The organism is Wolbachia endosymbiont of Armadillidium arcangelii (assembly GCF_040207875.1).
GTDB lineage: Bacteria > Pseudomonadota > Alphaproteobacteria > Rickettsiales > Anaplasmataceae > Wolbachia.
Map to the genome: position 1 here is coordinate 738,427 of NZ_CP157942.1, position 26,526 is coordinate 764,952.

Genomic DNA, 26,526 nt, shown 5'->3' on the forward strand with positions numbered 1-26,526 from the left:
TTCAAGCGTGCTGATATACATCAAGCTCATATTCAGTATGTAAATCTCTAATTAAAGCCTCAGCGTGTTTTTTTTGAACAACTATACTGATCTTGGTTTCAGACGTTGTGATAGCAAGTATCTCTATCTTCTTTTCGCTTAAAACCTTGAGTGTGCGGTACATCACAGACATAACACCAATACCAATTATTGAAATTTTAGCCACATTATCGTTTATAGCATAACTTTCACTCTTATTCAGGAACTTCTTCATTAAATCAATATCAAATTTAGAGATAGCAAAACTTGATCCATTTATCATGCCAATTTTAATATTCGCTCCTGCCATATCTCTTAAAGTACTCAGGGTATTTGCAAAGTTAGTAAAAGTTACAAGAGCTTCGTTAGTGCTATAAGTTATTCCGGTAATTAAGTATCTTTCCAGTACATCTTTTTCGTGTAGTACTGAAGTGCCTTCTATTTCCTTAAAAGTGGATAGAACTTGCACCTTAATATTATGTTTCATTGCAAGTTGTACTGAACGGTTATGCAATATTTTAGCACCAGATGACGACATTTCCAATATTTCATTGTAAGAGATAGATTTAAGCTTGCGTGCCCTTGGAACAATTTTTGGGTCTGCTGTATATATTCCGTCAATATCAGTAAAAATTTCACAAGTTCTAGCACCAAAGGCTATTGCAAAGGCAATGGCTGATATGTCAGACCCTCCTCTTCCAAAAGTAGTGATTCTATTACCATGTATACCCTGAAAACCAGCAATGATTGCAGCAGTATAACCCTCAGCAAAAGATCTTTTTACATGGTCAATTTTTATTGTTTTTATTTTAGACTCAGAATAAAAATTATCAGTTACAATTGGTAATTGCCAGGCGAGCCATGATTTAGCATTAACTCCGATAGATTGAAGAGTGATAGCTAATAATCCGCAAGAGATTTGTTCTCCTGCTGAAAGTAGGACATCATACTCTGATAACTTTTGTCTACAATTTAAATTTGAAATTTGCCTAGCTTGAAAAGCCATTTGGTCAGTGAATCCTGCAGCAGCAGATACAACAGCGATTACATTACAACCTTTCTCAATATCGTTTTTTATCAGGTTTGCAACTCGATTTAAGTCAGTTAGCGAAGTCCCACCAAATTTTTTTATGATTATTTTGTTCATAGTTATAATAAGGTCAATTTTTTACCTTTCTAGAGAGTATAGTTGTTTAATTAAATGTGTTTTTTCTGGTCACTAATTAAAGTGATAGAGGACTATTCATCTTTACCAAGGTCTTTTAACATACTGTAGTTACCTTTTCTAAATTTACCTTTTAAAGATGTAACTCCACTTTCACTAATTCCACTTAAATTTAATGCTGCTCCACCTAGCTGCAATCCAATTTCAGACGTTTCGGGAATAATTTTACTAGCCCCTAGATCTTTATAAATCTCCACATTATTCAAATCTGGTAAACGTATTATAATATTTACATGCGGAAAGTTTGCTGCAACTAGAGAAACTATTTTCTTTATAGTAACTTCATTCTTTATTGAAACCACAAGAGCTTGTGCTCTTTCTATTCCTATTGATTTTAAAATTTCATATCTTGTAGCATCTCCAAGATATATAGGAAAACTGTCATTTTTTCCTTCTTTCACTATTTTTGATTGAATATCAACAACAACATAACTTAAATGCTCTGCAGTAAGCATTTTTGTTACCATATATCCCACTCTACCAAATCCAGCAACTATTACGTGGTTATAAAGGTCTTGTGTGTCTGTTTCAATTGCTTCATCGTCTAGTATTACTTTTTCAGTGCTAAATGAATTTGCTATCCAGTCTCCAATTCCTGATAAAAGAGGAGTAAAAGCCATAGTTACTGTAGTTACCATCATAAGTACTTGAGCGATTTCACTTAGTAGTACATCTAACTCATCTGCTAAACGGAATAAAATAAATGCAAATTCACCGCCTTGGGCAAGCAGTAACCCAGCTTGTATTGCAGGCGCACTTCTAAACCCAAAAAATCTACATAATGTATATATAATGGACGTCTTTAAAACGATAAGAATAATTGATAATAAAGTAACGAGCGGTAACTTATTGAGTAAAAGATCAATATCAATAGACATGCCAACGGTCATAAAAAATAAGCCAAGAAACAAGTCTTTAAATGGTAATACCGCATGTTCTACTGAATGCCTGTGTTCTGTTTCTGCAACTAGCAACCCAGCAACAAATGCACCTAATGCCATCGATAAATGAAATTGCTCAGTAATAAACGCTGATCCTAATATTATGAGAAGTGTTGTTGATATAAAGACTTCATTACTATCCATTTTGGCAATAACCGAAAATAAGGGCCTCAGTAATAACCTACCAGTTACAAATATCAACACTAATGCAATAGCTGCTTGCACTAATGAGCCTGTTAACGAACTTATTAAGCTGTGCTCAGAATTGCCAGTAAGGAGAGGCACTAGTACTATCAGAGGTACCACTGCAAAGTCTTGCATTAGTAGCACTGCTATTGACAATCTACCAACTTGGCTTGCTTGCGAACCCTTTTCCTGCAGGACCTGTAACACCATTGCTGTTGAGGATAGTGCAAGCCCACCACCAATAACTGCTGCCATGTTTGTATTCACTCCAAAGGCAAGAGCAATGCACCATATTGCTATCATGGTAACTACAACTTGAAGAGAACCAAATCCAAACACATGCATACGCATGGCAATAAGACGTTCAAATGTCAATTCAAGACCTATAATGAATAATAGGAAAACTACGCCAAATTCTGCAAAATTATCCATTACTTCAGCTGAATGTATCAGGTTAAATCCATGAGAACCAATCAATGCGCCTGCAACAAAGTAACCAAGCACCGGGCTGATGTTCATTTTCCAAAACGCTATGACTATGAATACAGCAGCAGAGAGTAAAATTATAATATCAAACAAATGCTGAGAGCCACTGTGCATGATATTTACCCTGTAGAATTAAACCATTTAATTGAGCAACCAATACTTGATTTTTGGTCAACTGGAGGATTGCTAGTTTCTGCAATAAATTTCATGGCTTGAAATAAATCACTACTTCCTATTTCGTAATTTTGAACTTTCTCTTTTTTTGCGTTGTTAAAACGTCCACGATAGCAGAGGGTTAGGTTGGAATTAAAGCCAAAAAAATCAGGGGTACAAATAGCACCATACTCTTTAGCTACTTCTTGGTTACTGTCAATCAAATATGGAAATGTAAACTTATTTTCCTTGGCAAAATTAATCATGTTTTCAAAGGAGTCTTCTGGGTACTCATTCACATCATTTGGCATTATTGCAACTGTATTTACCTGATAATCTTTTTCCAATAAATTAACATCGCTTACTAGATTGCTAATAATTGATTGGACGTAAGGACAGTGATTGCATATAAACATTACAATAAGACCATTTTTCCCACAGCAGTCACTTAATGTATAATATTTGTTATCCACTCCCAAGAGATTGAAATCCTTTGCAGTAAAACCAAAATCTACCCCAGGAGTATTCAGTGCAACCATAGCTTATAGAGTATTTTTACTTTATATAGCTTATGATCTTATTGCTTAAATGTCAAATGGTTTCTATGTATACTGTTTGCATTTAGCGTTGTAATTATAAAACTTATGTTCATAACCTTCGAAGGAATAGATGGTTCTGGTAAAACAACACAGTCTGAGTTACTTGCAGATTATTTCAAGCAAATTCGCGGTGAAAGTAATGTGGTATTGACTCGAGAACCAGGTGGTACTGATTTTGCAGAAAAAATAAGAGGATTACTACTTAAGGATAATATTGATCCCATCTCTGAACTTTTATTACTTATTTCAATGAGATATGAACATATGAAAAAATTAATACTACCAGCTCTTAAAGAAGGAAAGACAGTTATTTGTGATCGATTTATCGACTCAACTATTGCGTATCAAGGATATGGGCTCGGTGTTGACTTAAGGCTAATAAAAAACTTACACAAATTAGTAGAAATTAAATATCCAGATGTCACATTTATTCTAGATATTGATGTTCAAGTTGGGCTCAGCAGAGCAAAGGATAAAAATAAATACGAAGAGATGAACGTTGATTTTTATAATAAAGTTCAAAAAGGATTTCAAGAAATAGCTGTAAAAGAACCCAATAGGTGCAGTGTTATTACTGGAATTGAAACAAAAAGTGATAATCACGTACACAATGAAATTATTGATATTGCAAAGACTTAGCTATACTTATTGAACTTTTGCTAATTTAAACAGTTACTGTATTAACCTATGGTAAAAAATTATCAATTTTAGGTAACGTTATTTCATATGAAAGATTCTCTTTTTGATTAGCTAAAAAATTTTGTATTTCATCTTTAGGTTTTTCACTTATTGTTCTATATGTTCTTGCAAGATTAATTAGCTGGAGAGTAGATCAGCAGAACTTCCCCACCAGTCTCTCGCAGAACTGTACGGAAAGTAGAGTGGGCAGCCAGCGAGTTACTTGTTAAGTACTTTTCCAACAACCCCTCTCCGAATCACGCATCCGTATCACGTGGCTCTCCAATAATCTAACGTTTTAAGGAGTCACCATCATATTTTCCATATTGGATTTTCTTATGGCATTCATGACAAACAACAAGAGTCTTCCTCTGTCGTTCAATCATTCTCTTTTTCCATTTCGGTAGCTCAGTATTACGTTTACCTAGCAAATCAGCAAGTTTACGTACGTGATGTACTTCAATCTGCTCTTGTGATTTACATAATTCACAAGTTTGTGCCAATAGTCTTTGCTCTATTTCACTACGCTTATTCCATATTGGTATAAGGTTGTCACTTATGCTTACCCATTTATTCCATTTTAGTGGTACAGCACCAAAGTGTGTAATTAATGGTATCTTTGATGATAAACGATCTACTCTGATTTGGATGACTTTTCGTTTTTCACCTTCATCGTTTTCAATCATCGCACCAAATTTTCTATAAATTTTCCTGCAAGTTGTTTTGTATTTAGATGCTAAAGTCTTTACTAATGATACTTCCATCACATACTTCAAATAACTTAGTGTGTGAAGGTTGTAGGCCATTTTGTAATATTGTACAATTCCTCGATATTCAGTTTGATACTGAGCAACAATACTGTAAGCTGTATCAAGTGTACGTTGAGGTAAATGTATAGGCTTTCCACAACGCATATATTCAGAACACTTTTTCTGCTTTATATGATGTGGTACACGTAACCCAATACTACCGTTAATACATCGTTGTGTCCGATGATCATGTTTATCATCTGCATGCAAGACGTGTATTTCATAACCCAAAAAATTGGCTTTGCTATCACATGCGTGTGTAATAAGCGTTTTATCTTCATTAAGCATAAGTTTGAGCTCCTCATTGAGGAATTTAGCAATCTCATTTTTAATTTGTTCAGCTTCATTTTTTGGTCCTGCAAACCCTACTAGAAAGCATACCTAACATACCAAAGACGTCGATAATTTGGATCGCAAGAATCCTTAGATGGCATACTCTGCACTAATTGACGCAGTTGTTTTGCTTGATCCCAGTTCCCTTGTTTTCTCATCATCGATACTTGCATGGTTAACCTTAAATATTTTGGATTTGTCCTTCTTCGCTTACCTCGGTTATTTGCTGGTATTAGTATATGCTCCACATGTTTATCTAACCGATCGAGTAATATGTTACTCAGAATTGGACCAATAATAGAACCTTGTGGTACCCCACTATGACTCTTATTGTACTTCCAATTTTCCATATATCCTGCTTTTAACAGTCGATTGATTAGCTGAATAAAACGGTTATCTTGGAAGCTTTCACTCAGTATTTTCAACAACATAGTATGATCAATTGAGTCATAACATGCACTGAGATCTCCCTCTATAAACCATTTTGTACCTCTGCCTTTTTGCATTACTGCTCTTAATGCAGTGTGGCATCCACGCTTTGGTCGAAATCCATGTGAACATTCACTAAATTTAGGCTCATAGTAGGCTTCCAATATTAATCGGATTACTTCTTGAAGTAACTTATTTGACCATGTTGGCAATCCTAACGGCCTGCGTTTACCACTCTTCTTTAAAATATAGATACGTTTTACTGGTGTCCACCGATATCGCTCATAGCGTAGATCCTCTATGATTTTATCGATTTTCTCCAAAGACATACCATCAACTGTTTCAGTTGTCACACCTTCTGTCATAGCACCTTTATTACAACAAAGTTTGCCATACGCTCGAAGGTAAAGATCACGCTGATAAAGTAGGCGATATACGTTTTTAACCGGCAAATTTCTTTGTCCACGTTCACGTATAATGTTAAGTATTGTTTCAGCCTGCGTACCTCCCAATTTCAACATTCGATTATCTGTCACCCTTTGCCCTGTATGTGGCTTTCCCACACTCCCCGGTGATTCGTTACTTTCACGACTACTACGATGACTCCGTAACCATAGAACTCGCATTCCTTAGGTCATCCCATGTTCCGTCACTAAGAACTGTTCTAGATCAACTTAGGTTTTCTATTCATCCTCTTAAATAAGTTCACTACTTATCGTTCTACAGCCAGAATGTCACACAGACGAAAGTTTAATCTTTGCTTACTGTAGACATGGGGTTTTAAATGTGATACCCATGGATGTGAAGTTCCACCCCTGAAGATTGGAATTCAAGCAGTTTAGCTTTAACCATATTGATCAGGTGTTGCAAGCCGTTATCTTACACATCTTCAGATAACTCTCGCTTTACATACATGCTCTTGTCCTCCTTCCCTTTCGGGTTAAAGTTAGTTGTTCACCTCGAGGCCCTTTATTCTGAACCCCGCTTAGCTCCGCTAAGTATTTCTTAATGCGTACCACGGCGCACACTCTCGGTTTATACAGCTCCCGTTATTCAGCCTTTTGATCTCAATCCTAGTGTCCAGTGATAGAAAATATTTGGAGACCTCTTTCTCACTTTTCCTAGAAATTGCTTTGCTAGCCTTCCATGATCCCGAAGTTTCTCATATTTTGTCCTGACCCATCTTACGAGGTATCTTTCTATATTTCTGAGAGATGTATACATCTCCGATTTATAAAACCTGCCATAGCCAGCCTCTGACTATAGGATTTATTCTCTTTGATATTTTCTCTAGTGTTGTATATGTTTGCCTACGTATTTTCCATGACCTTATGGTTTGGTTGATCTTCTTCTTGGCTTTGTTGCTAATTGCAGGTAGAAATGAGACAAAATAGTTTCCTATTTTATTGTTCTTTGCCAGTCTAGGTCTGAACGTGTAACCCAGAAAGTCAAAGCTCTGTATTGGAAACTCATCTCTCCTATTGTCATCCTTACAGTACACTATTTGTGTCTTTTCAGGATGTAATTTTAGCTTAAACTCAGCCAATCTTTCTTCGATCTTGTCTTTTATAAATTTTGCCTGTTTCTGGGTTTTACAGTGCACCATTGCATCATCTACATATCTCTCAAACGGTATTGTTGGGTAGTTTTGCCTCATCCACATATCAAATGCATGATGCATAAATATGTTAGAAATGATTGGGCTTACAGAACCTCCTTGTGGAACTCCCTTATTCCTAACTACCTTACTGCCATCTGCTAGTTGAATCGGGGCTTTCATCACTGCCATTAAGTTAAGGGAAAGTGATGGACTGTATTGTAAAATCAGGTAAGATCCACAAATTAAAAGAAGTAATGACATGAGTAAAAAAAAGAATAATCATGTTTATAAAAAATAAATTGATGAGTTTAAACTTTATAAACGCACACAGAGCATCCTCAAAAGACTTCTCACGAAAAAGAAAGCTGCCCTTCATTAATGTATTTCTCCTGATTTTTAGAAAGAGTGTAAAGTCATTACAAGTAATGCTTAATGAGTTTGTTCTGCATACAAGAAAAGATTACACAATTACGGCAAGTGCATTTACTCAAGCAAGAAAGAAGCTAAAGCATACTGCGTTTTCAGAGTTAAATGATGATATAGTTTCCCTATACTACCAAGATCAGGAATTTAAAACCCACCATGGCTTCAGAGTACTTGCATTTGATGCTTCAATACTGATTCTGCCAAAGAGCGACAAAATAATAGGCGAGTTTGGCTCAAGAGCAGTATGGAATGGAATCCAGAGATTTGAAGACTATACAAGTGCAACCTTTGAAGTTTGCTACGATGTGCTAAATAATATTGCAATAAAATCTGTGCTAAGTAGAGGTGACAGCTATGAGGTTGATTTAGCGATCGGTATGCTTGAATCCATAAAATCAGACGATTTGTTAATCTGTGATAGAGGATACGTATCTTATCGATTTCTTGCTGAGCTTACAGGAAGGAAAATCAATTATATAATTCGCTGTCCAAGTTCGTCTTTCAATGAAATAAACGCTATGTTTAAGCCGGAAAGCCCATCTAGTATGGTGGTAGTGTCTACCGCACCTATTAAAGTAGCAAGACAGCTACGAAAGCTAGGATTACCTGATGAGATGAAATTCAGGTTAGTCAAAATAATACTTTCTTCTGGAGAAGTTGAAGTGTTAGTAACATCTCTGTTAGATGAGCAAAGTTTTACAGTCGAAGAGTTTGAGAGATTATATTACTTGCGCTGGGGAGTAGAAACATTTTTTTCTAGGCTGAAGGGAAGATTAAATTTAGAGAATTTCACAGGAAAAAGTATTGAAACTATCAAGCAGGATTTTTGGTCAACTATCTTCATCAGTAATCTAGAAAGTATCATGATAGAAGATGATGAAGAGACATTGAGCGCACAGAATAGTAAACTAAAAAAAAGCATCAATAAATCTGTCTCATTTAATGCGATTAAAAACTTAGCCTTTGATATTTTTTCTACAGAGTCAGACATAGACTGCATTATGGATCGACTATCACAGTTATTTTTGATGAACACTTTAGTGGTAAGAAAAGGGAGAAGAGTTGATCGTCATAAGATATCTGATATTCGTTCACTCAACTACCAGAAAAGAGCTAGAAAACATGTGTTTTAAATTCAAGATATCTTTTCAGTATCATTGCATTAGTACATTCTTTGCAAAATAACCTGCAATTATTACTTTTTTAAATAACTTGCACTTTTCAGACTCCCTTTTCTTAAAAATTCACCCTAGTATTTACCATAATTATCAATCACTTCAAATTTTTTGTCCAATCTTAACTTCTCTTTCCCTTAACTTAATGGCAGTGGGTAATTACACCTCCCTGCGGCACTCCGCCGAGACGCTTTATCTTTGTTCCATCTTCAAGTTGCATATCTGCACTTAGCCATCTTTGTATGTATAAGATAACCCATTTGTTTGTAGTGTGTCTTCTGACTGCTTTCATCAGTAGATTGTGGTCTATGTTGTCAAACATTCCCTTGATGTCAAACTCTATTAACCAATTTTGGTATCGCTTCCTGGTTTGTCCTATGGCATCTAATGCTGATTTATTTGGCCTATAACCATATGAATCTTCGTGAAATTCCGGCTCTACTAACGGTTCGAGATACATAGTAGCTGCTGTTTGCCCTATCCTGTCGAATACTGAAGGAACACATAAAGTTCTTTGTCCTCCTGTATCTTTTGGTATCGCAACAGCTTTTACTGATTCTGGTTCCGGATGACATCCGATTCCACAGTTTGTATAGATTATCTTTTAGATTTTCTTCAAACTTTGTTATCGAGACCTCATCTACACCTGCCGCACCTCTGTTTTTGGATACTTGTTTATAAGCTTTCCAAATCAGTTGCTTTGGTATGTCAAAAGATTTTGTTTTATTCATTAACTCTTCCCTTTCGGTTGATAAATAATTAAAACTAAATAACTCAGCCCCTTCGCTCCATTTCCATTACAAAAACTTCTTCACTACTACAAGCTAATCCGCCCCTGTTTTTCGCATCAGTACTCTCTTCCTTAGAGTTCAGCTCCTTGGACTTCTCCCTTATCATCGAAACGACAGGTTCCCGTAGTTCCACACAATAGCCTGAAATAGGTTCATGCCACCTATATGCCGGATGCCACCCACCCAGTAGACAAGTTCCCGATAGGCTTATCCCAAGTTACTTTTTCTCCCCTGGTTTTGACATCATCGCATTACCTTTCGACGTGTAATCAGTGGTTCACTTGCGTTCATCTCTCTATTTCACACATGACGCATAATTACGCCTTTTCCATAACGCTCACTACCTTACCAAAGCAGCTTATGGTTGTTTGAAGCCTGCTCTTGTAAACCGGCTCCGAGGGGTCCACCCTCATCTATTGTGCAGCTTTCGCACTTAGTTTGCTCTTTCCTGAACATTCCTTGTGTCTCTACGGCACACAAAAAGCTCAATATTAAGATCAATGATTGCAGAGTTGATAAAAACAATATGGAAGATATTGAAATTGCAATAGACAGTACAAATTTATAATAATACCCCTGGTCACAGTAAGGAAAATAGGAAAGTATCGCAGTTATAAACAGGTAAGATGTAATATTGAGTATAAATAGTAAAAAAGCTATTGCTGCAAAATATAGCAATGGTCAACCATTACGGTACTTGCTGACTTGATTTCAGCACGCTATAAAAGCATTATAGAGCATACGATAGGCACAAGCTTTATAAATTGTATATGATATAAAGACAAAAGTTCTACCGAAAAATTGTGCAGCAGAACATACAAAATTGGATTATATGGCTGAGAGAAATGCCGCCATTAGATTATGTGGTAAAGAAGGTGTGAAAGAGTGGAAGCAATTTATGGGAAAAGGTCATATATTGAAGGATTTTTCTCAAGCAAATATTTGGGTTTAGTTTTAGAATGAGATAAATCGAGAAAAAGAATTGCTAATAAAATGCTACTTGCTCAATAAATTTACTGATATTGGCATGGCTAAGTTTGAGGTAGTTTCATGAATTTATTATGCTTTACCCACTATCCGATAAGCGATGCAACAAAGCCCACTGGGATCCAGTTTTATTTACGAGTATAAAAGTAATGTTAAAATACAACGTTTCTGATGATCAGTGTCAAGCACTGGCTCGCTAAAATTACTTTAGCTACAAATATTAAGAAATTTACCAAATAAAAAAAGGTAAAAGAATCCCCGTGGTTAACTAGTTATTTGTATGTACTTCAAAATATTGGCGTTTTTTATTCTAAACGCTACGATTCAGCCGCTTTTAAATGCGACTAACTCAAATTATAAACGTTAAGAAATTTACTAAGTGGAAAAAAAGGCAAAGAAACCCTAGGGTGGCTAGTATCCAAATTCTCCCTTGTCAATTTGGCGTTTTTTGCTGTCTTAAACGCTTTGTAAGCGCGTTTCGGCTTATATAGGTAAAAACCTAGAAATATTGTGAAGACATAAGGTGCACATAGTGCAAAAATAGTACGCCAAATACAAGTCTTCTTGTCGTTTTAATCTGCACAGATTGGGAAGTTAGATAATACAGCTTCAATATTATGATAAGGGAATTGGCGAGATTTGTAAAGGGGTTTTTATGAACTACTTTCGACATCAATAGCTGGTTCAAGTTTTCTATTCAAAATTTTTAATATAAAATCCAATTCATCTGGATTGTTATACCGTATCATGACTTTACCCTTGGAATTGTTATCATTAATTTTGATCTTTAAACCAAGTTGAGAAGATATAGCTCCTTCTAGCGCTGCCATATCTTGATTTTTAGTACACTTATACTCTTTTTGATCGTTATTTTGTTGTAAGTCTTTTATCAATTTTTCAGTTTGTCTAACGCTCAGGCCTTGAGAAACTATTCTTTTTGCAATACTTTCTGCATTTTCAATATTAATCAGCGCTCTTGCATGACCCATAGATAGCTTTTTTTCGTTGATCATTGTTTTTACTCCACCAGAAAGTGACAACATCCGAATCATATTGGTTATGTGACTGCGGCTTTTGCCTATAGTTGAAGCTAATTCTTCATGTGTATAGGAAAACTCATCTATCAGTCTCTTATACGCTTCACCTTCTTCTATTGGATTAATATCTTGCCTTTGTATGTTTTCAATAATGGATACTTCCAAGCATTCCTTGTCGCTCAGATCTTTTATGGTAACGGGTGCACTATCAAGATTTGCGATCTTGCTTGCTCGCCAACGACGTTCCCCAGCTATTATTTCGTAACCATCATCATTTGAATCTTTGCGTACCACGATAGGCTGTATAATGCCACTTTTCTTTATCGAATTTGCAAGTTCTCTTAATGACTCCTCGTCAAAATGTTTCCTCGGTTGAAATTTGCTTGGGTGTAGTAATGAAATAGGCAAATACTCTTGTCGATCTTCTTTATTATCATAATTATCGCCTATGAGGCCGGCAAGACCTCTGCCGAGGCGTCTATCATCCTTCATACCACGCCCTCACTCACTAGTTTCTTCTCCTTACAACTGCTCGCGTGCTTTTTTAAAATTTCCCTTGCCAAACTTATATATGCTTGTGCACCAGGACACTTAAGATCATACACAATAGCGGGTTTTCCATGAGAAGGCGCTTCTGATAACCGTACGTTACGTGGAATAACAGTCTCATACAATGGGATGATAGTTTTGTATACTTTATCATTTAAATACTGGCAAATATCGTTTTTAATCTGTTCACTGAGTTTGTTGCGCCTGTCATACATTGTTAACACTATCCCTTCTATTGCCAAAAAAGGGTTTAGGTTATTCCTTTTTATCAGCTCTACAGTTTTAACTAAATGGCTTAATCCTTCCAGAGCAAAAAATTCACACTGAAGAGGAACAATAATAGAATTAGCAGCAGTCAAGGCATTTATGGTTAGAAGTCCAAGTGATGGAGGACAGTCGATGATTATGTACTCATAATTATCACGTACTTTCTCTAGCGTGTCTTTTAGTACGAATTTTCCCTGTTCAAGTTGTGATAGCTCAATTTCTGCAGCTGATAAGTCAACCACTGATGAAATCAGCGATAAATTTGGAATTTCCTTTATATTAAAAATTGCCGACCTTACCAATTCACTTTTGCTGCTCAGTAGTATTTTGTATATATTTTTTTCTTCCCTACTACGATAAGAAATCCCGAGTCCTGTACTAGCATTCCCTTGAGGATCAAGATCTACCAATAAAGTATTTTTTCCTACAGCGGCAAAGGCTGTCGATAAATTTATACTAGTTGTGGTTTTGCCAACTCCACCCTTTTGATTTACTATTGCAATGATCTTGCTCACACCTTTTATCTTAATATAAAATAATTCTATTGTATATATGCGAGAAACTTTTGCATTAGAAAATTTTTTTTGTTGCCAATTATGCTCAAAGTAGACTGCCTTTTTTTATCTTGTGTAACACACTTTGAACCTTGTTTCCCAATTCATTCAGAGTGAATGGTTTTGGCAAAAAGTGAAAATCTTCTATATTGATGTCATCACTCTTTAAAAAAGCATCTTCTGCATACCCAGAAATAAAAATAACGTTGATATTTGGCCTATGGATCAATGCTTCTTTAACTATTTCTGGTCCGCTCACCTCTGGCATGATTACATCAGTGATTATAAGATCTATGTGTTGACTTTTTTTACTGATTATTTCTAGTGCCTTGCTGCCCATGCTTGCTTCTATTACATCAAATCCTTTTCTTTTGAGTGCTCTAGCAATGGGTTCCCTTACTGAACCTTCATCTTCAATCAATAAAATTATACCATTACCTTTAATTTCACTTATTACCGGTCTTTCTATTTCTTCACTATCTGACTCTCTCAGATTTTCATCTGATATATAAATCATGGGCAAAAATATGCTAAATTTAGTTCCATGATTTACTTTGCTAGCAACATAGATGTATCCTTCAGTTTGTTTAATAATGCCATATACAGTAGAGAGGCCAAGACCTGTACCAGAGGTAATATCTTTGGTAGAAAAAAATGGGTCAAATACCTTTCCAATTGCATCACTTGTTATTCCACATCCAGTATCAATCACTTCAATCACAACATAATTTCCATGTTCGATCGTTTCCTTGTCTGGAGAAAACATATCTTGAGATGTAGAATTCAATGAGTCAATCTTTTTATTAAAGGTTAGTATAGTTAATTCTCCGCCCTTTTCCATAGCAGCACTGGCATTGACTGCTAAGTTAAGTATAACTTGCTCTAATTGCCCTTGATCAGCCCTAACAGCACCCAAGTCTCTACCATAATAAATATTAAATTTTATATTTTCACCTATTAATCTTTTTATCATTTCATAAAGATTAGCTATAGTACTATTTACATCAATAATTTTTGGCTGCAAGGTCTGTCTTCTTGAAAAAGCAAGCAATTGTCTTACTAAATTTGATCCACGCTTTGCATTTTGTTGTATCTGTATTATATCTCCAAAAGATGGATCACTAGCTGAGTGTTGGAGTAAAAGTAAATCACAAAATCCTATTATCCCGGTTAATATATTGTTAAAATCATGTGCAATGCCACCCGCTAACTGCCCTATAGCTTGCACCTTTTGATAATGCTCAAGTTTTATCTCTAGTTTTTTACGTTCAGTATTATCAATAAAATAACAAAGTATGAACATCACTTTATTATGAAGAAACTTATTGAAATATATTTTCATATTATTACCAGCATTAAGCTGAACATCAAAGGACGCATTATTTACCCTATTGCTCGAAAAATATTCACGCACTTTCATATGATAATTATCCAATATCAATGCAAAGATCGAATCATTATTTGGCCCTGCAAGTTTTACTAATGCTATATTTTTCTTTATAAAGTTGCCGTTTACGTCGCATTGTGCAATAGCAATTGATGAATTTGCAAAACAAGGATGTAGTTGATAATCAACAATATTTGATTCAGTTGGTGTTATAAATCCATGTATATAGCTATGATTATATTTATCACAAAATATAGTAGTACTCATATAAGCCTTGAATGGAGCACCGCTTATAGTAAAAAACATAATCTCATTTTCGGTTATTGTATCGTCATACTTAGATTGAGATATAAAATCATCGATTGAGCTGCCTTTTTCCAATTTTTTTAGTTCAAACACGTCTAAAAATCTTTTATTTACAGATAAGATCACTCCTTTTGTATTCGCAACGTAAGTTGCTATATTGTGTTTCTCTATTAACTCTTCATATACCTGTTCCTTGTTTACCTGCGTTGCCTTCAATACAAAATACCCATCCGGTCTTGCTATTGGTGATAATGATAAATTTAAAATCTTATTACTATTTATAGCAATTTGTGGATTGTCCGGTATCGGCTCAGAGAGCAAAAGAAAGTTAGATATTCTATTCTTCTTGTTTAAGGAAATGCATACTTTTACAGAAGTGTTATTTTTTAACGCATGATAGAGTGATTTTCTGTCTTTTTCTGAAACATCTCCTGCTTCAAGAATTTTATCTAGCGTAACATCATCGTCTATATGATCTTTAAACCTTTCGTAGAATCTTGCATCAGCATAAATAATACCTTCATCTTTATATAAAATAAGACAAAACTCTGTATTATGATTTAGCGCATTTGCAAATATTGCATTTTGAAACTCTATGATATTAAGTAGATACTTGTAACGTTTTATATTATATACCACAAAGAGAGCCATTAGAGTGCTAATTAACAAATTAATCTCTATGTTAACATGCTGACTATATACATTAGAAAAATAGAGTACTGATATTGCTATTGGAGGTAAGAGCATAATAGCTGCTATCACAATAATTGACATCCCATAATTTCTTAGTATGAAGTCAACTCTGTTCTCTTTTTTATTATCTATGTATCTTTTACTCATTATTATTACTTAGCATCTTGCACATATAAAAATACTCTACTATATTGATTTAATTATTATAGATTTATTAATATCCTTGATAAGTAATTTTCATCCAAATCTAAATAAATCTTGTAAATATCAGATACAACAACATTAATAAGCCAGCAGGAAGACATGATGGAAAAACAAAAAACACAAGCATTTGAATGGTTCTGTGCACTGAGAAACAAGATCACCGAATCTTTCTTATCAATTGAGGCACAGTCATTCGCAGAACCAAAAATCGAAAAGAGAAAGTGGAACCGGCCAGGTGGTGGAAGTGGTGAATCTACAATTATCTTTGGTAATATTTTTGAAAAAGTTGGAGTAAACGTTTCAAGGGTACATGGAAAACTTGCAGACTCAGCCATTAATGAAATTCCTGGTGCAAACGAAAGCAATGGAGAGTTTTGGGCAAGCGGTATATCTTTAGTGTCTCACATGCAATCGCCCCTTATCCCTGCAGCACATATGAACACAAGGCTGATATATACCTCAAAACAATGGTTTGGTGGAGGAATGGACTTTACTCCAATTTATAAAAATGAGGAAGATTGTGAGTATATCCACGAATCAATTAAAGCAACATGTGATAAGTTCAACATCGAATATTATCCGAAATTTAAAAAGCAATGTGATGATTACTTTTTTTTACAACATAGAAAAGAGCCACGTGGTATTGGTGGAATTTTTTATGATAATCTGAGTTCTGGTAACTGGGAAAATGACTTTGAGTTAACAAAAGCAGTAGGTAAAGCCTTTTTAGAAATTTACTTGCACATCATACACAAACATATGCAAAAATCTTGGACAAAAGAACAACGAGAAGAACAATTGATAAAACGTGGCAGGTATGTAGAGTTCAATCTTCTTTATGATCGTGGTACAAGGTTTGGTTTAATGACTAATGGTAACCCAGATGCAATCATGATGTCAATGCCACCTCTTGTTAAGTGGGTATAGAGCTGCTATTAGCAGAAAATAAATCATTATAGTTTAAAATTGTACCACAATGGTGAACTTTTATATAGAGGGGTACAATCATGAACATAATAGATAAATTTTTAATTAAATCTACTAAAAGTGGCAGCCTAGGAGATGTGAAGCTAGCTTTAAGTCTTCATAATATAAAAAACAGCTTTGAGAAGTTCTTTTCTAAAATTAATCCTTTTAGAGACAGGGCATCATTTAATGTAAGTGGTGATCAAACTTTAACCCAGGCTTTAGAATACGCAGTAACAAATCTTGATCATAATGTAATGAAATTGCTTACTGATGCTGGAGCAAATGTTAACGCAATAGGTAGCGACAGCATAGGAAGTGTAATTTATAAATATGATAGAGCTCTTGCTCATGAGAAAGAGGCTATGCCGATCTTTGGTAAGGAGTATTTCAAAGACTATAAGGAAAAATGTTGTTTAATGCTTGGTGAGTTAGTAGCAAATGGTGTAATGCCTCAAAATGCTGCAGAAAAGGAAAAAATATTGGACATTTTCAAAGAAACAGATGGCTTTAATGAGTTTAAAGAAGTAGCAAAGCTGAAATTTGAGACTAACTCAGTTAGCAACATGATACCACCTAAGAAATCTCCGAGAACCTTTGAATATGAGCCAACAACCACACATACTGAAGTGAGGAATAATGTAATACCACCTAAAAAACCCCCTAGAACTTTCGAATATAAGCCACAAAATGATGCTTTGCTTTCAAAAGAACCAATTTACTCTAAGGTTAGTAACTCATTAGAAGAGTTGAGTGTGTCGGAGGAATCCATTTATGCTGAGATATATGATTCATATAAAAGATCTAATGAAAATTTATCATTGGAAGATAGTGGTTATTCTAGTATATCAGAAGAACCTATCTGTGAGGATGTAGATAATTTTTCAGAGCAAAAAAAGTCCGCTAACTTAAATCATAAAGAGCAGCAAGAACCTATTTATGCTAAAGTGGATTCATTCAAAAAAAGAGCAGAAAGGAAAGCAAAGGATATAAAGGCCAATTCTGGAACTTACTACGGGCTAGTGCAGGATAAAGTGAATAATTTGCAAGTAAAACCAAATGGGCAAAGTGCTAATAAGCCAGCGAGTCAACAAATCAAGACCAAGGCTGGATTTAGCGTAAAAGAAATAAGGCAAAATTTTGAGCGTAGAGATTCTGGATACGATTCTGGCTATGATTCCGATACAAAAGTTGAACAGCAATTAGAATTAGGATCTAAATCTCCTAAATCTGAGATAGGTTCAGTGAGCATTGAGCATGGAGTAATAGGAGGCTGTCGATATAAAATCACTACTCTAACTATGTGATTCAAAATAATTGAATTGACTTTGTATGTATAATCGATATAACTCAGTTAGATTCAAGTCGACTCTTTCGTCTAGTGGTTAGGACACCACCCTTTCACGGTGGTAACACGGGTTCAAATCCCGTAAGAGTCACTCAAACAGAATGCAAATAATTAAAGTTTTGAATGAGAAAAATTAGGCTTTATGTTGGAGAAGCTTTATCACAAGATGTGAGTTTAGCACTTAATTCACAACAAAGTCACTATATTTGCAATGTAATGCGGCTTAAGAAGCATGATAACCTCTCTCTTTTTAATGGAAAGGATGGAGAGTGGTTAGGGGAAGTAGTTAATGTATCACGTAAATTGACAAAAGTTACACTCAAAGAATGTACTAAACAACAGCAATACGAGGAAAACTTGTACTTGTATTGTGCTATGGTGAAAAGCGGTGCTTTAGGCAACATAGTAAGACAGGCAACTGAAATGGGAGTAACCTGTATTCAATTTATTTCAACAGAGCGTACAGTAGTAAAAAACATTAACCTAAGTAGAGCAAAATTACAGGCAATCGAAGCTGCGGAACAATCTGGTAGGATAAGTATACCAGAGATTTTGCTTCCCATTAATTTTTGTGAATTACCTGATTCTCAGAGTAAAAATTTTGTTTTATGTGATGAAACAGGTGAAGGACAATCTCCTAATAAAGTGCTAAAAGGCAAGAAAAACGTTGCTATTATTGTTGGTCCTGAAGGTGGTTTTTCATCTTATGAACTTGATCTTGCCAATAAGTTTTGTCAGAAATTGAGTCTAGGCAAAAGAATTTTGAGAGTTGACACTGCTGTAGTTGCTGCATTAACTTTCACCAATTGGTATAGCTAGATTTTTTATATGGCTAAGATCTTTAGTTTGAGAAATTTGATTTAGTAATACTACATTTTTCCTAAAGTAAACAAATGAATCTTGCATTTTGCTTGAATTTTGATACTCTGAGTAAAGAAGTCGGGGCGTAGCGCAGCCTGGTAGCGCATTTGGTTTGGGACCAAAGGGTCGGGAGTTCAAATCTCTCCGCCCCGAGATTAGAGGAATTATAAGAGCAATCTCTATCATTAAGCAAATGGTTGATGCCAGAATGACACCTTTATCATGTAAATTATGGCATATTATATTTTAGCGCTCAAGTTTATAAAATAATTGACAATGTTAATTTTCTAATTTATAAATAGATTTTGAGATGATTATTCAAGGAGGTATAGAGTTTGATTGAAGTATCAGTTCATTATGGTGATGTAGACAGAGCTCTTCCAGTGTTGAGAAAAATGATTCAAAAGGAAGGAAGAGGGTTGAAGATGAAAAAAAAATATCATGAAAAAAAATCAGAAAAAAGAGTTAAAAAGAAAGCTGAAGCGAGAAAAAAGAGGTATCAGCAAGAATGCAGAAGACAACGTTATGGTTGGTAATTTTTACTAAGGTTAATAGTTAGTTATCTTATGAATATTCACGAATATCAAGCAAAAGAAATTTTACATAAATTTAATGTTCCAGTGCCAAAAGGTTTTGTTACTATATCTGCAGAAGAAGTGAAGACTCAAATAAGCCAGTTAAAATCTAACGTGTTTGTAGTGAAAGCTCAAATTCATGCAGGTGGTAGGGGCAAAGCTGGTGGAGTAAAGCTAGCAAAGTCAACTGAAGAAGCTCAGCAGCTTGTAAAGGATATGCTTAGCATGACTTTAGTTACTCATCAAACAGGACTAAGTGGACAGCAGGTAAAAAGAGTATACATTGAAGAAGGTTCAAGCATTAAAAAAGAGTATTATTTAAGTCTCGTAGTTGATCCAAAGCTCAATAGGACAGTATTTATATTTTCCTCAGAAGGTGGAATGGATATTGAAGAAGTGGCAAAAAATTCTCCTACAAAAATTGTGAAATTTGATATTGATCCTGCTACTGGTTTTACAAGTCTTGATAACAGTAAACTTGGCAATAGTTTTAATCTGAGTTCAGAACAAATAGGAAAGATAACAAATATTGCAAAAAATATATATGATGCGTTTATTACAATTGATGCGAGCCAAATAGAAATTAATCCACTAGTTGAAACAAATTCTGGGGATTTTGTTGCGCTTGATGCTAAAATTAATTTTGATGACAACGCTTTATATCGTCATCCGGAAATTGTGCAGCTCCGTGATTATGATGAAGAAATAAAGGAAGAAATAGAGGCTTCAAGGCATGGGCTCAGTTATATAAAAATGGATGGCAATATTGGCTGTATGGTGAACGGTGCAGGTCTTGCTATGGCAACAATGGATATAATAAAGTACTACGGAGCAGAGCCTGCTAACTTTTTGGATGTTGGTGGTGGAGCAAGTAAAGAGACTGTTACCGAAGCATTTAAGATTATACTGTCTGACAGTAATGTAAAAGGAATTTTAGTTAACATATTCGGTGGTATAATGCGTTGTGATATCATTGCAAATGGGGTTGTTGAAGCCGCAAAAGAAATAGGTATTAAGGTTCCTTTAGTGGTTAGATTGTCAGGCACTAATTTCAAAGAAGGAAAAAGAATTCTAGAAGAGTCAGGGCTAAATATTATTGCTGCAGACGAACTTGACGAGGCTGCACAGAAAATAGTACAAGAGGTGAAGTAGAGCATGTCTGTTTTAGTAAACAAAGATACAAGGTTAATATGTCAGGGTTTTACTGGTGCGCAAGGTACATTCCATTCAGAGCAAGCAATTAGCTACGGAACAAAAATGGTTGGTGGTGTAACTCCTGGTAAGGGTGGTAGCACTCACCTTAATTTACCAGTTTTTAATACTGTAGCAGAGGCTAAAGAAAAAACTGACGTGGATGCCACGGTTATATATGTACCTGCTAAATTTGCAGCTGATGCAATACTTGAAGCAATAGATGCAGAGATAGAGCTAATAGTTTGTATTACAGAGGGTATTCCTATACTTGACATGGTAAAAGTTAAGCATGCACTTATTCGTTCAAAAAGTCGATTGATTGGGCCAAACTGTCCAGGAATTATTACACCCGAAGAATGCAAAATAGGAATTATGCCAGGACATATTCATAAACGTGGACATATAGGAATTATGTCTCGCTCTGGAACTTTAACTTATGAAGCGGTAGCACAAACAACTGCTGTTGGTCTTGGTCAATCAACATGTATAGGAATTGGAGGGGATCCTGTTCATGGTATGACGTTTGTTGATTGTATGGAGTTGTTTTTAAAAGATGATGATACTCATGGTATTGTAGTTATTGGTGAAATAGGTGGGAATGAAGAAGAGGATGTATCACATTTTATAAAGGCGGAAAAAACTAAAAAACCAATTATTGGATTTGTAGCAGGCCAAACAGCACCTCCAGGAAGACGCATGGGGCACGCTGGGGCTATTATCTCTTCTAGTGGAGGAAGTGCTGGTGCAAAATTAGAAATTATGCGGAGTGCTGGAATTGCAATTGCAGAAACCCCTGCAGTAATTGGTAAAAAGGTGTTAGAAGTAATGAGTCAGTGTCTCGCCTAGGGTATCCGTTCAGCAAGGTGGCAAAATAAGATAGACAAAAACATAGAAATAAATGGTGTCATCCCAGTGCTTGACACTGGGATCCAGTTTTATTTACCAAAAGTGCTTCATTCTATAACGCAAAACCCATACTCACCAAACCCAATGCATTACTTGCAATCTGGATGCCAGTGGGCTTTGTTGCATAGCTCAATAAAAAGAACTGGCAGTTACTGACAAAATTCACTATAAAACAAGCATTTAACCTACGAAAGAAAAATATGCCAACTAAAATGAAGGTCAGCAACTGCTATGAATATAACAAATTTCTCCAAGAAAGAGGAAATATTTTTCATTTTATTAATGGAAAATTGGTACGAAAATAGCCCCAAAATGCGAGGTGGCAATTATATTTATAGTGATAAAGTTGTGATTTTAGTGCATATAGTCGCTAGTCTCTTTAGAATTGGCAAACGGTGGGGTTTATAAAAGGATATTTGCAGCAAGTAGGAAATAGCTATTCGCAGGCTTCAAGAAGGTTTAAAAAACTCAATATTAAGATCGATGATTGCAGAGTTGATAAAAACAATATGGAAGATGTTGCAATTGCCATAGACAGCACAAATTTATAATAACACCCCTGGCTACAGTAAGGAAAATAGGAAAGTATCGCAGTTATAAACAGGTAAGATGTAATGTTGAATATAAATAGTAAAAAAGCTATTGCTGCAAAATATAGCAATGGTCAACCATTACGGTGCTTGCTGACTTGATTTCAGCATGCTATAAAAGCATTATATGCAGACAGAGCCTATGATAGGCGCAAGCTTTATAAATTGTATATGATATAAAGACAAAAATTTTACCGAAAAATCGTGCAGCGGAGCATACAAAATTGGATTATATGGCTGAAAGGAATGCTGCCATTAGATTATGTGGTAAAGAAGGTGTGAAAGAGTGGAAAAAGGAAGCAACTTATGGGAAAAGGTCATATATTGAAGGATTTTTCTCAAGCAAATATTTGGGTTTAGTTTTAGAATGAGATAAATCGAGAAAAAGAATTGCTAATAAAATGCTACTTGCTCAATAAATTTACTGATATTGGCATGGCTAAGTTTGAGGTAGTTTCATGAATTTATTATGCTTTACCCACTATCCGATAAGCGATGCAACAAAGCCATCCCAGTGTCTGGGTACTGGGATGACAAGAAATAGGATGACAGGAAAAAGGGCACAGGGAGTTCTTTTGCCTTTTTCTCTATTTGGTAAATTTTTTAATATTTAATGCAATTAGCCGGTACTGAGATGATAACGAGTAGTAAGCTAAACGTCTGTGTGGTTATTGGTATTATCAAGATATCCCCTAATCTTCTTTAAATCTTCCCAAGCTAAACGTTTTTGTGCTGGTTGACGAAGTAGGTAGGCTGGATGAAATATAGCGGCTGTAGTAATTGAATGAGATAAATATTGGTTAGTATACGTATGAAACCTGCCACGCAAGTTCGATATAGTTTTTGTGTTATCAAGAAGGCTATAACATGCAATTCCTCCAACTAAAATTAGAATTTGCGGCAAGACTAGCGCGATATGTTTCTCAACGAACGGCCTGCACATATCAAGCTCCAAATCAGTTGGCTTTCTGTTACCAGGTGGACGCCAAAATAAGGTGTTGCTTATATATACCTTAGTGCGGTCCAGATTAATTGCACTGAGCATCTTATCGAGCAGCATTCCGCTTGCACCACAAAATGGTATGCCTTTAAGGTCTTCATTTGCTCCTGGTGCTTCACCAACAAGCATGATTTTTGCATTTGGATTACCATCGGAAAAAACAGTATTAGTTGCAGTTTTTTTTATTTCACAACCCTCAAATGACTTAACTGCACTTCTTAATTCATCTACACTACTACACTCACTTGCAAGCTTCCTTGCTTCAATGATCCAGTCACTTGGGAACATGGTTTGTTGTTTTTTTTTCTGCTCGATGACAGGAGACTGTGCAGCTCTCTCATTTTCCACTTTTTTTTCCTCTTTACCTTCAGTTAGCGTGCAATCAACTCCCACTTCATGATAGAACTTCAACAATTCTAGATCTTCATTACTCATAGTTCTTTTTAACCTTCTGTGCCCTTCTCATAGCCATATCATATTTCAATTTAGACAAATGTCTAATGTATAATATGCCATTTAAATGATCTAGCTCATGCTGAATACATCTTGCAAGCCAACCACTAGCTTTTAGCGTCTGTTCTTCATTATTTAAATTTTTATATTTCACAGTTAAATATTTTGGACGCTTAATTTCATGGCTTTGCTCTGGAATTGAAAGACACCCTTCACTCATAATCACTTGTTCATCGGATAATTCCTTAATTTCAGGATTAATCATGCAAAACTTGCCAACTGAATCATACCCTACTAGCTCATCTTCAGCCTTCTCTGGCCGAACGTCCATGACAAAAATTCTCTTTAGCACTCCAACTTGAACTGCAGCAAGACCAAGACCTTCCGCATCGTACATAGTTTCGAACATATCGTTTACTAATTCTTTAATTTTATCGTTTATATCTGTTACTTCACTGGCGCGTGTAGTTAACCTTTCATCGGGTGCAATTACAATTGGCAATTTAGGCATAAAAATTTTAACTTTATGTTTTATTTTCCCCTTTGTCCAGGTATATTAAAATGTTGCTGTATTTTTAATAGAAATATAAATTATTAAACGAAGCTACAATTTAAATGAAATTGCATCATAAGGTCAACTAATGTACTCTGCAGTAATAATAAAACCAAAGCAGAATGTTTTTGCTGTTTTAGACATAGGTACAACAAAAATTATCTGTCTCATTGTTGAGATCAATAGCAATTTCAGCTATAAAATAATAGGAACGGGTTATAAAAGTGCAGAAGGTATAAGCGGTGGATCAATAACTGACGCAAAGCATGCAAGTTACTCTATTTCATCAACTGTAGGTTTAGCTGAGCAAGTATCAGAAGAAACTATAGACCAGATATATGTGAATGTAGCCGGATGTGGAATCTCATCTTTTAACGTACATAACGAAATAATTGCAGCTAATCACGAAATTTCAGACCGAGATATAAAACGTGTAGTCTTTCAGACATTTGAGAAATATATTGAAGAAAATGTTATCATTCACAACATACCACTGAAGTATCATTTAGATGATATGACTGATATAAAGGAGGTAAGTGGATTGTATGGAAAGAGATTATCTGCTGATGTTAATGTCGTTACTGCTTCGCGTCCAGCGCTTACCAATATTGAAAACTGCATAACTAATAATAGCGGGATAAGTATGGCCGGTTGTATTGCTTCTGCATATTCTGCAGGCCTTGCCTGTTTAAGTGAAGATGAAAAAGAGCTAGGAACTGCCGTTGTTGACATAGGGGGTGGATGCACTGCAATTGGAATTTTTAAGAGAGGAAAGCTTATATACGCAAGCAGCATTCCAATTGGTGGCATTCACATCACTCGAGATATAGCTTATGGACTATGCACAAGTATAGAGCATGCTGAACGCATAAAAATACTATACGGTAGCACTGTCGTAACTTCAATAGATGAGAACGAATATATTACACTGCAAAACAGTGAAAATGATGAACCGACTCGAGTACCCAAGTCCGAACTTATTGACATCATAAGACCTAGAGTTGAGGAGATATTTGAACTGGTAAGAGAACAATTTCAAGAACAAAAAGATCCAATCAATAAAGTAGTGCTCACAGGTGGAACCAGTCAACTCACAAGCATGAAGGAAATTGCAGGCTATATATTCAACAAACAAGTCCGTATCGGATGCCCTGAGTCTTGTAGCGGTCTTGATGGCGAATATGATAAAAGTCCTGTATTTTCTGCTGCTATAGGCTCTATAAAGCTAATAACTGACACTTTTTATAAAAATGATTCTGGAATGCTTGGTCACGACGGCAAAATAAGTAAATTATACCATTGGGTTAAATCGAAAGTCACGGTTTAGATTTCTGTTTTACCTTCTGTCGCTGAAATGACTTGATCTAGGAGCTCATTTTTATAGTATTTTTACATCTATGTATTCACAAGAGAAGCAGAAAATTACAATAAAAACATAAGAAATATGAACATAACTATACATTCACAAGAAGATTTTGACTTTATGCGTAAAGCTGGCAGGCTTGCAGCTGAAACTCTTGATTTCATTGCACCATACGTCAAGGTAGGTGTAACAACTAATGAGTTAAATGATCTATGTCACGACTTTATAATCAATGCGGGTGCAATTCCAGCACCACTGAATTATAAGGGATATCCGAAATCAATTTGCACTTCAAAAAATGCTGTTGTATGTCATGGTATTCCTGATGATAAACCTCTTAAAGATGGAGATATTTTAAATATTGACGTTACAGTGATTTTAAATGGCTGGTATGGTGATACAAGTCGTATGTTTTGGGCTGGTAAACCCTCAATAAAAGCAAAGCGTTTGTGTAATGCTACTTATAATGCGCTAATGGAAGCAATAAAACAAGTCAGGCCAGGCAATAAGTTAAATGAAATAGGACTTACTATAGAAAAATATATTGGAGATTTTGGATATTCTATCGTACGCAATTATTGTGGACATGGCATAGGAAAGGTTTTTCATGCTCCACCAAATGTTGTACATTTTTATGATGAAGATGAGGATCTTGTCTTAAAAGAAGGCATGTTTTTTACAGTAGAACCAATGATCAATGCTGGAAATCATGAAACTCTGCTTAGTAAGCTAGATGGCTGGACAGTGACAACACGTGACCTTTCACTTTCTGCACAGTTTGAGCATACGCTTGGGGTAATAAAAGATGGTGTTGAAATATTTACATTATCACCTAAGAATTGGCATTTTCCACCTTATGATTAGATTTTTTTAAACACTTGGTT

25 protein-coding genes, 2 tRNA genes and 1 pseudogene are annotated in these 26,526 nt (G+C 35.4%); 16 read left to right on the forward strand and 12 right to left on the reverse strand.

The features are described 5' to 3' along the window. Window position 1 precedes the first annotated feature (1 nt). From ABLO99_RS03665 to ABLO99_RS03675, 3 genes are all read right to left on the reverse strand, one after another. Entirely contained in the window at window positions 2-1,165 is a 1,164-nt protein-coding gene (locus tag ABLO99_RS03665) for an aspartate kinase (protein WP_349968327.1), read from the reverse strand. 92 nt (window positions 1,166-1,257) lie between these two features. Beyond that, on the reverse strand, window positions 1,258-2,970 hold the full coding sequence (locus tag ABLO99_RS03670) for a monovalent cation:proton antiporter-2 (CPA2) family protein (protein WP_349968328.1): 1,713 nt from the start codon (window positions 2,968-2,970) through the stop codon (window positions 1,258-1,260). A 5-nt stretch (window positions 2,971-2,975) separates the two neighbouring features. Beyond that, on the reverse strand, window positions 2,976-3,548 hold the full coding sequence (locus ABLO99_RS03675; RefSeq protein WP_349968330.1) for a thioredoxin family protein: 573 nt from the start codon (window positions 3,546-3,548) through the stop codon (window positions 2,976-2,978). Between the two features lie 105 nt (window positions 3,549-3,653). Here ABLO99_RS03675 and tmk point away from each other — a divergent pair, with 105 nt between their 5' ends. Then, window positions 3,654-4,247: a dTMP kinase gene (gene tmk / locus ABLO99_RS03680; RefSeq protein WP_349968331.1), complete on the forward strand. Its 594-nt coding sequence runs from the start codon at window positions 3,654-3,656 to the stop codon at window positions 4,245-4,247. Between the two features lie 329 nt (window positions 4,248-4,576). Here tmk and ABLO99_RS03685 read toward each other — a convergent pair. Both ABLO99_RS03685 and ABLO99_RS03690 read right to left on the reverse strand, forming a co-directional pair. After that, window positions 4,577-6,378 (reverse strand): annotated as a pseudogene (locus ABLO99_RS03685) (reverse transcriptase domain-containing protein). A gap of 710 nt (window positions 6,379-7,088) precedes the next feature. Then, window positions 7,089-7,646, reverse strand: a complete 558-nt coding sequence (locus tag ABLO99_RS03690) for a reverse transcriptase domain-containing protein (RefSeq protein ID WP_349968333.1) — start codon at window positions 7,644-7,646, stop codon at window positions 7,089-7,091. 92 nt (window positions 7,647-7,738) lie between these two features. Here ABLO99_RS03690 and ABLO99_RS03695 point away from each other — a divergent pair, with 92 nt between their 5' ends. Next, complete coding sequence (locus ABLO99_RS03695; RefSeq protein ID WP_349966866.1) at window positions 7,739-9,016, forward strand: IS4-like element ISWpi18 family transposase; 1,278 nt, start codon at window positions 7,739-7,741, stop codon at window positions 9,014-9,016. Window positions 9,017-9,200: 184 nt separating this feature from the next. Here the strand turns inward: ABLO99_RS03695 and ABLO99_RS03700 are convergent, their stop codons facing one another. The 5 genes from ABLO99_RS03700 to ABLO99_RS03720 form a co-directional block, all read right to left on the reverse strand. After that, on the reverse strand, window positions 9,201-9,659 hold the full coding sequence (locus ABLO99_RS03700; RefSeq protein ID WP_349968454.1) for a reverse transcriptase domain-containing protein: 459 nt from the start codon (window positions 9,657-9,659) through the stop codon (window positions 9,201-9,203). Between the two features lie 173 nt (window positions 9,660-9,832). Further along, entirely contained in the window at window positions 9,833-9,955 is a 123-nt protein-coding gene (locus ABLO99_RS03705) for a hypothetical protein (protein WP_349968335.1), read from the reverse strand. A 1,534-nt stretch (window positions 9,956-11,489) separates the two neighbouring features. Then, the gene (locus ABLO99_RS03710; protein WP_349968337.1) at window positions 11,490-12,365 is read right to left on the reverse strand and encodes a ParB/RepB/Spo0J family partition protein; all 876 of its coding nucleotides are present in this window, start codon (window positions 12,363-12,365) and stop codon (window positions 11,490-11,492) included. Then, entirely contained in the window at window positions 12,362-13,204 is an 843-nt protein-coding gene (locus tag ABLO99_RS03715; RefSeq protein WP_349968339.1) for a ParA family protein, read from the reverse strand. Before ABLO99_RS03715 ends, ABLO99_RS03710 begins: the two co-directional genes overlap by 4 nt. Before the next feature lie 85 nt (window positions 13,205-13,289). Further along, window positions 13,290-15,776, reverse strand: a complete 2,487-nt coding sequence (locus ABLO99_RS03720; protein WP_349968341.1) for an ATP-binding protein — start codon at window positions 15,774-15,776, stop codon at window positions 13,290-13,292. Between the two features lie 159 nt (window positions 15,777-15,935). Between ABLO99_RS03720 and hemF the strand changes: the two genes are divergently transcribed. From hemF to ABLO99_RS03780, 12 genes are all read left to right on the forward strand, one after another. Further along, window positions 15,936-16,760 carry an oxygen-dependent coproporphyrinogen oxidase gene (gene hemF / locus ABLO99_RS03725; RefSeq protein ID WP_349968456.1) on the forward strand — a complete coding sequence of 275 codons (825 nt, stop codon included), beginning with the start codon at window positions 15,936-15,938 and terminating at the stop codon, window positions 16,758-16,760. A gap of 80 nt (window positions 16,761-16,840) precedes the next feature. Further along, window positions 16,841-18,106, forward strand: coding sequence for a hypothetical protein (locus ABLO99_RS03730; protein WP_349968342.1), 1,266 nt, complete (start codon window positions 16,841-16,843; stop codon window positions 18,104-18,106). Window positions 18,107-18,166: 60 nt separating this feature from the next. Then, window positions 18,167-18,238: transfer RNA gene (locus ABLO99_RS03735), tRNA-Glu, on the forward strand. A gap of 32 nt (window positions 18,239-18,270) precedes the next feature. Next, entirely contained in the window at window positions 18,271-18,966 is a 696-nt protein-coding gene (locus ABLO99_RS03740; protein ID WP_349968344.1) for a 16S rRNA (uracil(1498)-N(3))-methyltransferase, read from the forward strand. Window positions 18,967-19,087: 121 nt separating this feature from the next. Beyond that, a tRNA-Pro gene (locus ABLO99_RS03745) sits at window positions 19,088-19,161 on the forward strand. Between the two features lie 182 nt (window positions 19,162-19,343). Continuing rightward, window positions 19,344-19,544 (forward strand): 30S ribosomal protein S21, encoded by a 201-nt coding sequence (rpsU, locus tag ABLO99_RS03750; protein ID WP_349968346.1) that lies wholly within the window; start codon window positions 19,344-19,346, stop codon window positions 19,542-19,544. A 30-nt stretch (window positions 19,545-19,574) separates the two neighbouring features. Next, window positions 19,575-20,735, forward strand: a complete 1,161-nt coding sequence (sucC, locus tag ABLO99_RS03755; protein WP_349968348.1) for an ADP-forming succinate--CoA ligase subunit beta — start codon at window positions 19,575-19,577, stop codon at window positions 20,733-20,735. A 3-nt stretch (window positions 20,736-20,738) separates the two neighbouring features. After that, window positions 20,739-21,623, forward strand: coding sequence for a succinate--CoA ligase subunit alpha (gene sucD, locus ABLO99_RS03760; RefSeq protein ID WP_047758983.1), 885 nt, complete (start codon window positions 20,739-20,741; stop codon window positions 21,621-21,623). 291 nt (window positions 21,624-21,914) lie between these two features. Continuing rightward, on the forward strand, window positions 21,915-22,091 hold the full coding sequence (locus tag ABLO99_RS03765) for a hypothetical protein (RefSeq protein ID WP_238580366.1): 177 nt from the start codon (window positions 21,915-21,917) through the stop codon (window positions 22,089-22,091). A gap of 8 nt (window positions 22,092-22,099) precedes the next feature. Continuing rightward, window positions 22,100-22,234 carry a hypothetical protein gene (locus ABLO99_RS03770; protein WP_349968351.1) on the forward strand — a complete coding sequence of 45 codons (135 nt, stop codon included), beginning with the start codon at window positions 22,100-22,102 and terminating at the stop codon, window positions 22,232-22,234. A 272-nt stretch (window positions 22,235-22,506) separates the two neighbouring features. Continuing rightward, window positions 22,507-22,644, forward strand: a complete 138-nt coding sequence (locus ABLO99_RS03775) for a hypothetical protein (protein ID WP_238580364.1) — start codon at window positions 22,507-22,509, stop codon at window positions 22,642-22,644. Between the two features lie 87 nt (window positions 22,645-22,731). Next, window positions 22,732-22,887, forward strand: coding sequence for a hypothetical protein (locus ABLO99_RS03780; protein WP_153295455.1), 156 nt, complete (start codon window positions 22,732-22,734; stop codon window positions 22,885-22,887). 38 nt (window positions 22,888-22,925) lie between these two features. Here the strand turns inward: ABLO99_RS03780 and ABLO99_RS03785 are convergent, their stop codons facing one another. Continuing rightward, entirely contained in the window at window positions 22,926-23,708 is a 783-nt protein-coding gene (locus ABLO99_RS03785; protein ID WP_047758982.1) for a uracil-DNA glycosylase family protein, read from the reverse strand. After that, entirely contained in the window at window positions 23,701-24,237 is a 537-nt protein-coding gene (gene def / locus ABLO99_RS03790; RefSeq protein WP_047758981.1) for a peptide deformylase, read from the reverse strand. The genes ABLO99_RS03785 and def overlap by 8 nt, the downstream gene beginning before the upstream one ends. Before the next feature lie 130 nt (window positions 24,238-24,367). Here def and ftsA point away from each other — a divergent pair, with 130 nt between their 5' ends. Together ftsA and map are read left to right on the forward strand one after the other, a co-directional pair. Further along, the gene (ftsA, locus tag ABLO99_RS03795; protein ID WP_047758980.1) at window positions 24,368-25,606 is read left to right on the forward strand and encodes a cell division protein FtsA; all 1,239 of its coding nucleotides are present in this window, start codon (window positions 24,368-24,370) and stop codon (window positions 25,604-25,606) included. Between the two features lie 117 nt (window positions 25,607-25,723). Further along, window positions 25,724-26,506: a type I methionyl aminopeptidase gene (gene map / locus ABLO99_RS03800; RefSeq protein ID WP_114517797.1), complete on the forward strand. Its 783-nt coding sequence runs from the start codon at window positions 25,724-25,726 to the stop codon at window positions 26,504-26,506. Window positions 26,507-26,526: the final 20 nt, after the last annotated feature.

What these genes read in the sequence shown, in the direction of transcription:
- ABLO99_RS03665 (WP_349968327.1), bottom strand. Translation starts at nt 1,165, where the DNA reads ATGAACAAAATAATCATAAAAAAATTTGGTGGGACTTCGCTAACTGAC.
- ABLO99_RS03670 (WP_349968328.1), bottom strand. Translation starts at nt 2,970, where the DNA reads ATGCACAGTGGCTCTCAGCATTTGTTTGATATTATAATTTTACTCTCT.
- ABLO99_RS03675 (WP_349968330.1), bottom strand. Translation starts at nt 3,548, where the DNA reads ATGGTTGCACTGAATACTCCTGGGGTAGATTTTGGTTTTACTGCAAAG.
- tmk (WP_349968331.1), top strand. Translation starts at nt 3,654, where the DNA reads ATGTTCATAACCTTCGAAGGAATAGATGGTTCTGGTAAAACAACACAG.
- ABLO99_RS03690 (WP_349968333.1), bottom strand. Translation starts at nt 7,646, where the DNA reads ATGGCAGTGATGAAAGCCCCGATTCAACTAGCAGATGGCAGTAAGGTA.
- ABLO99_RS03695 (WP_349966866.1), top strand. Translation starts at nt 7,739, where the DNA reads ATGTTTATAAAAAATAAATTGATGAGTTTAAACTTTATAAACGCACAC.
- ABLO99_RS03705 (WP_349968335.1), bottom strand. Translation starts at nt 9,955, where the DNA reads ATGATAAGGGAGAAGTCCAAGGAGCTGAACTCTAAGGAAGAGAGTACT.
- ABLO99_RS03710 (WP_349968337.1), bottom strand. Translation starts at nt 12,365, where the DNA reads ATGAAGGATGATAGACGCCTCGGCAGAGGTCTTGCCGGCCTCATAGGC.
- ABLO99_RS03720 (WP_349968341.1), bottom strand. Translation starts at nt 15,776, where the DNA reads ATGAGTAAAAGATACATAGATAATAAAAAAGAGAACAGAGTTGACTTC.
- hemF (WP_349968456.1), top strand. Translation starts at nt 15,936, where the DNA reads ATGGAAAAACAAAAAACACAAGCATTTGAATGGTTCTGTGCACTGAGA.
- ABLO99_RS03730 (WP_349968342.1), top strand. Translation starts at nt 16,841, where the DNA reads ATGAACATAATAGATAAATTTTTAATTAAATCTACTAAAAGTGGCAGC.
- ABLO99_RS03740 (WP_349968344.1), top strand. Translation starts at nt 18,271, where the DNA reads ATGAGAAAAATTAGGCTTTATGTTGGAGAAGCTTTATCACAAGATGTG.
- sucC (WP_349968348.1), top strand. Translation starts at nt 19,575, where the DNA reads ATGAATATTCACGAATATCAAGCAAAAGAAATTTTACATAAATTTAAT.
- sucD (WP_047758983.1), top strand. Translation starts at nt 20,739, where the DNA reads ATGTCTGTTTTAGTAAACAAAGATACAAGGTTAATATGTCAGGGTTTT.
- ABLO99_RS03765 (WP_238580366.1), top strand. Translation starts at nt 21,915, where the DNA reads ATGAATATAACAAATTTCTCCAAGAAAGAGGAAATATTTTTCATTTTA.
- ABLO99_RS03775 (WP_238580364.1), top strand. Translation starts at nt 22,507, where the DNA reads ATGGCTGAAAGGAATGCTGCCATTAGATTATGTGGTAAAGAAGGTGTG.
- ABLO99_RS03780 (WP_153295455.1), top strand. Translation starts at nt 22,732, where the DNA reads ATGAATTTATTATGCTTTACCCACTATCCGATAAGCGATGCAACAAAG.
- ABLO99_RS03785 (WP_047758982.1), bottom strand. Translation starts at nt 23,708, where the DNA reads ATGAGTAATGAAGATCTAGAATTGTTGAAGTTCTATCATGAAGTGGGA.
- def (WP_047758981.1), bottom strand. Translation starts at nt 24,237, where the DNA reads ATGCCTAAATTGCCAATTGTAATTGCACCCGATGAAAGGTTAACTACA.
- ftsA (WP_047758980.1), top strand. Translation starts at nt 24,368, where the DNA reads ATGTACTCTGCAGTAATAATAAAACCAAAGCAGAATGTTTTTGCTGTT.
- map (WP_114517797.1), top strand. Translation starts at nt 25,724, where the DNA reads ATGAACATAACTATACATTCACAAGAAGATTTTGACTTTATGCGTAAA.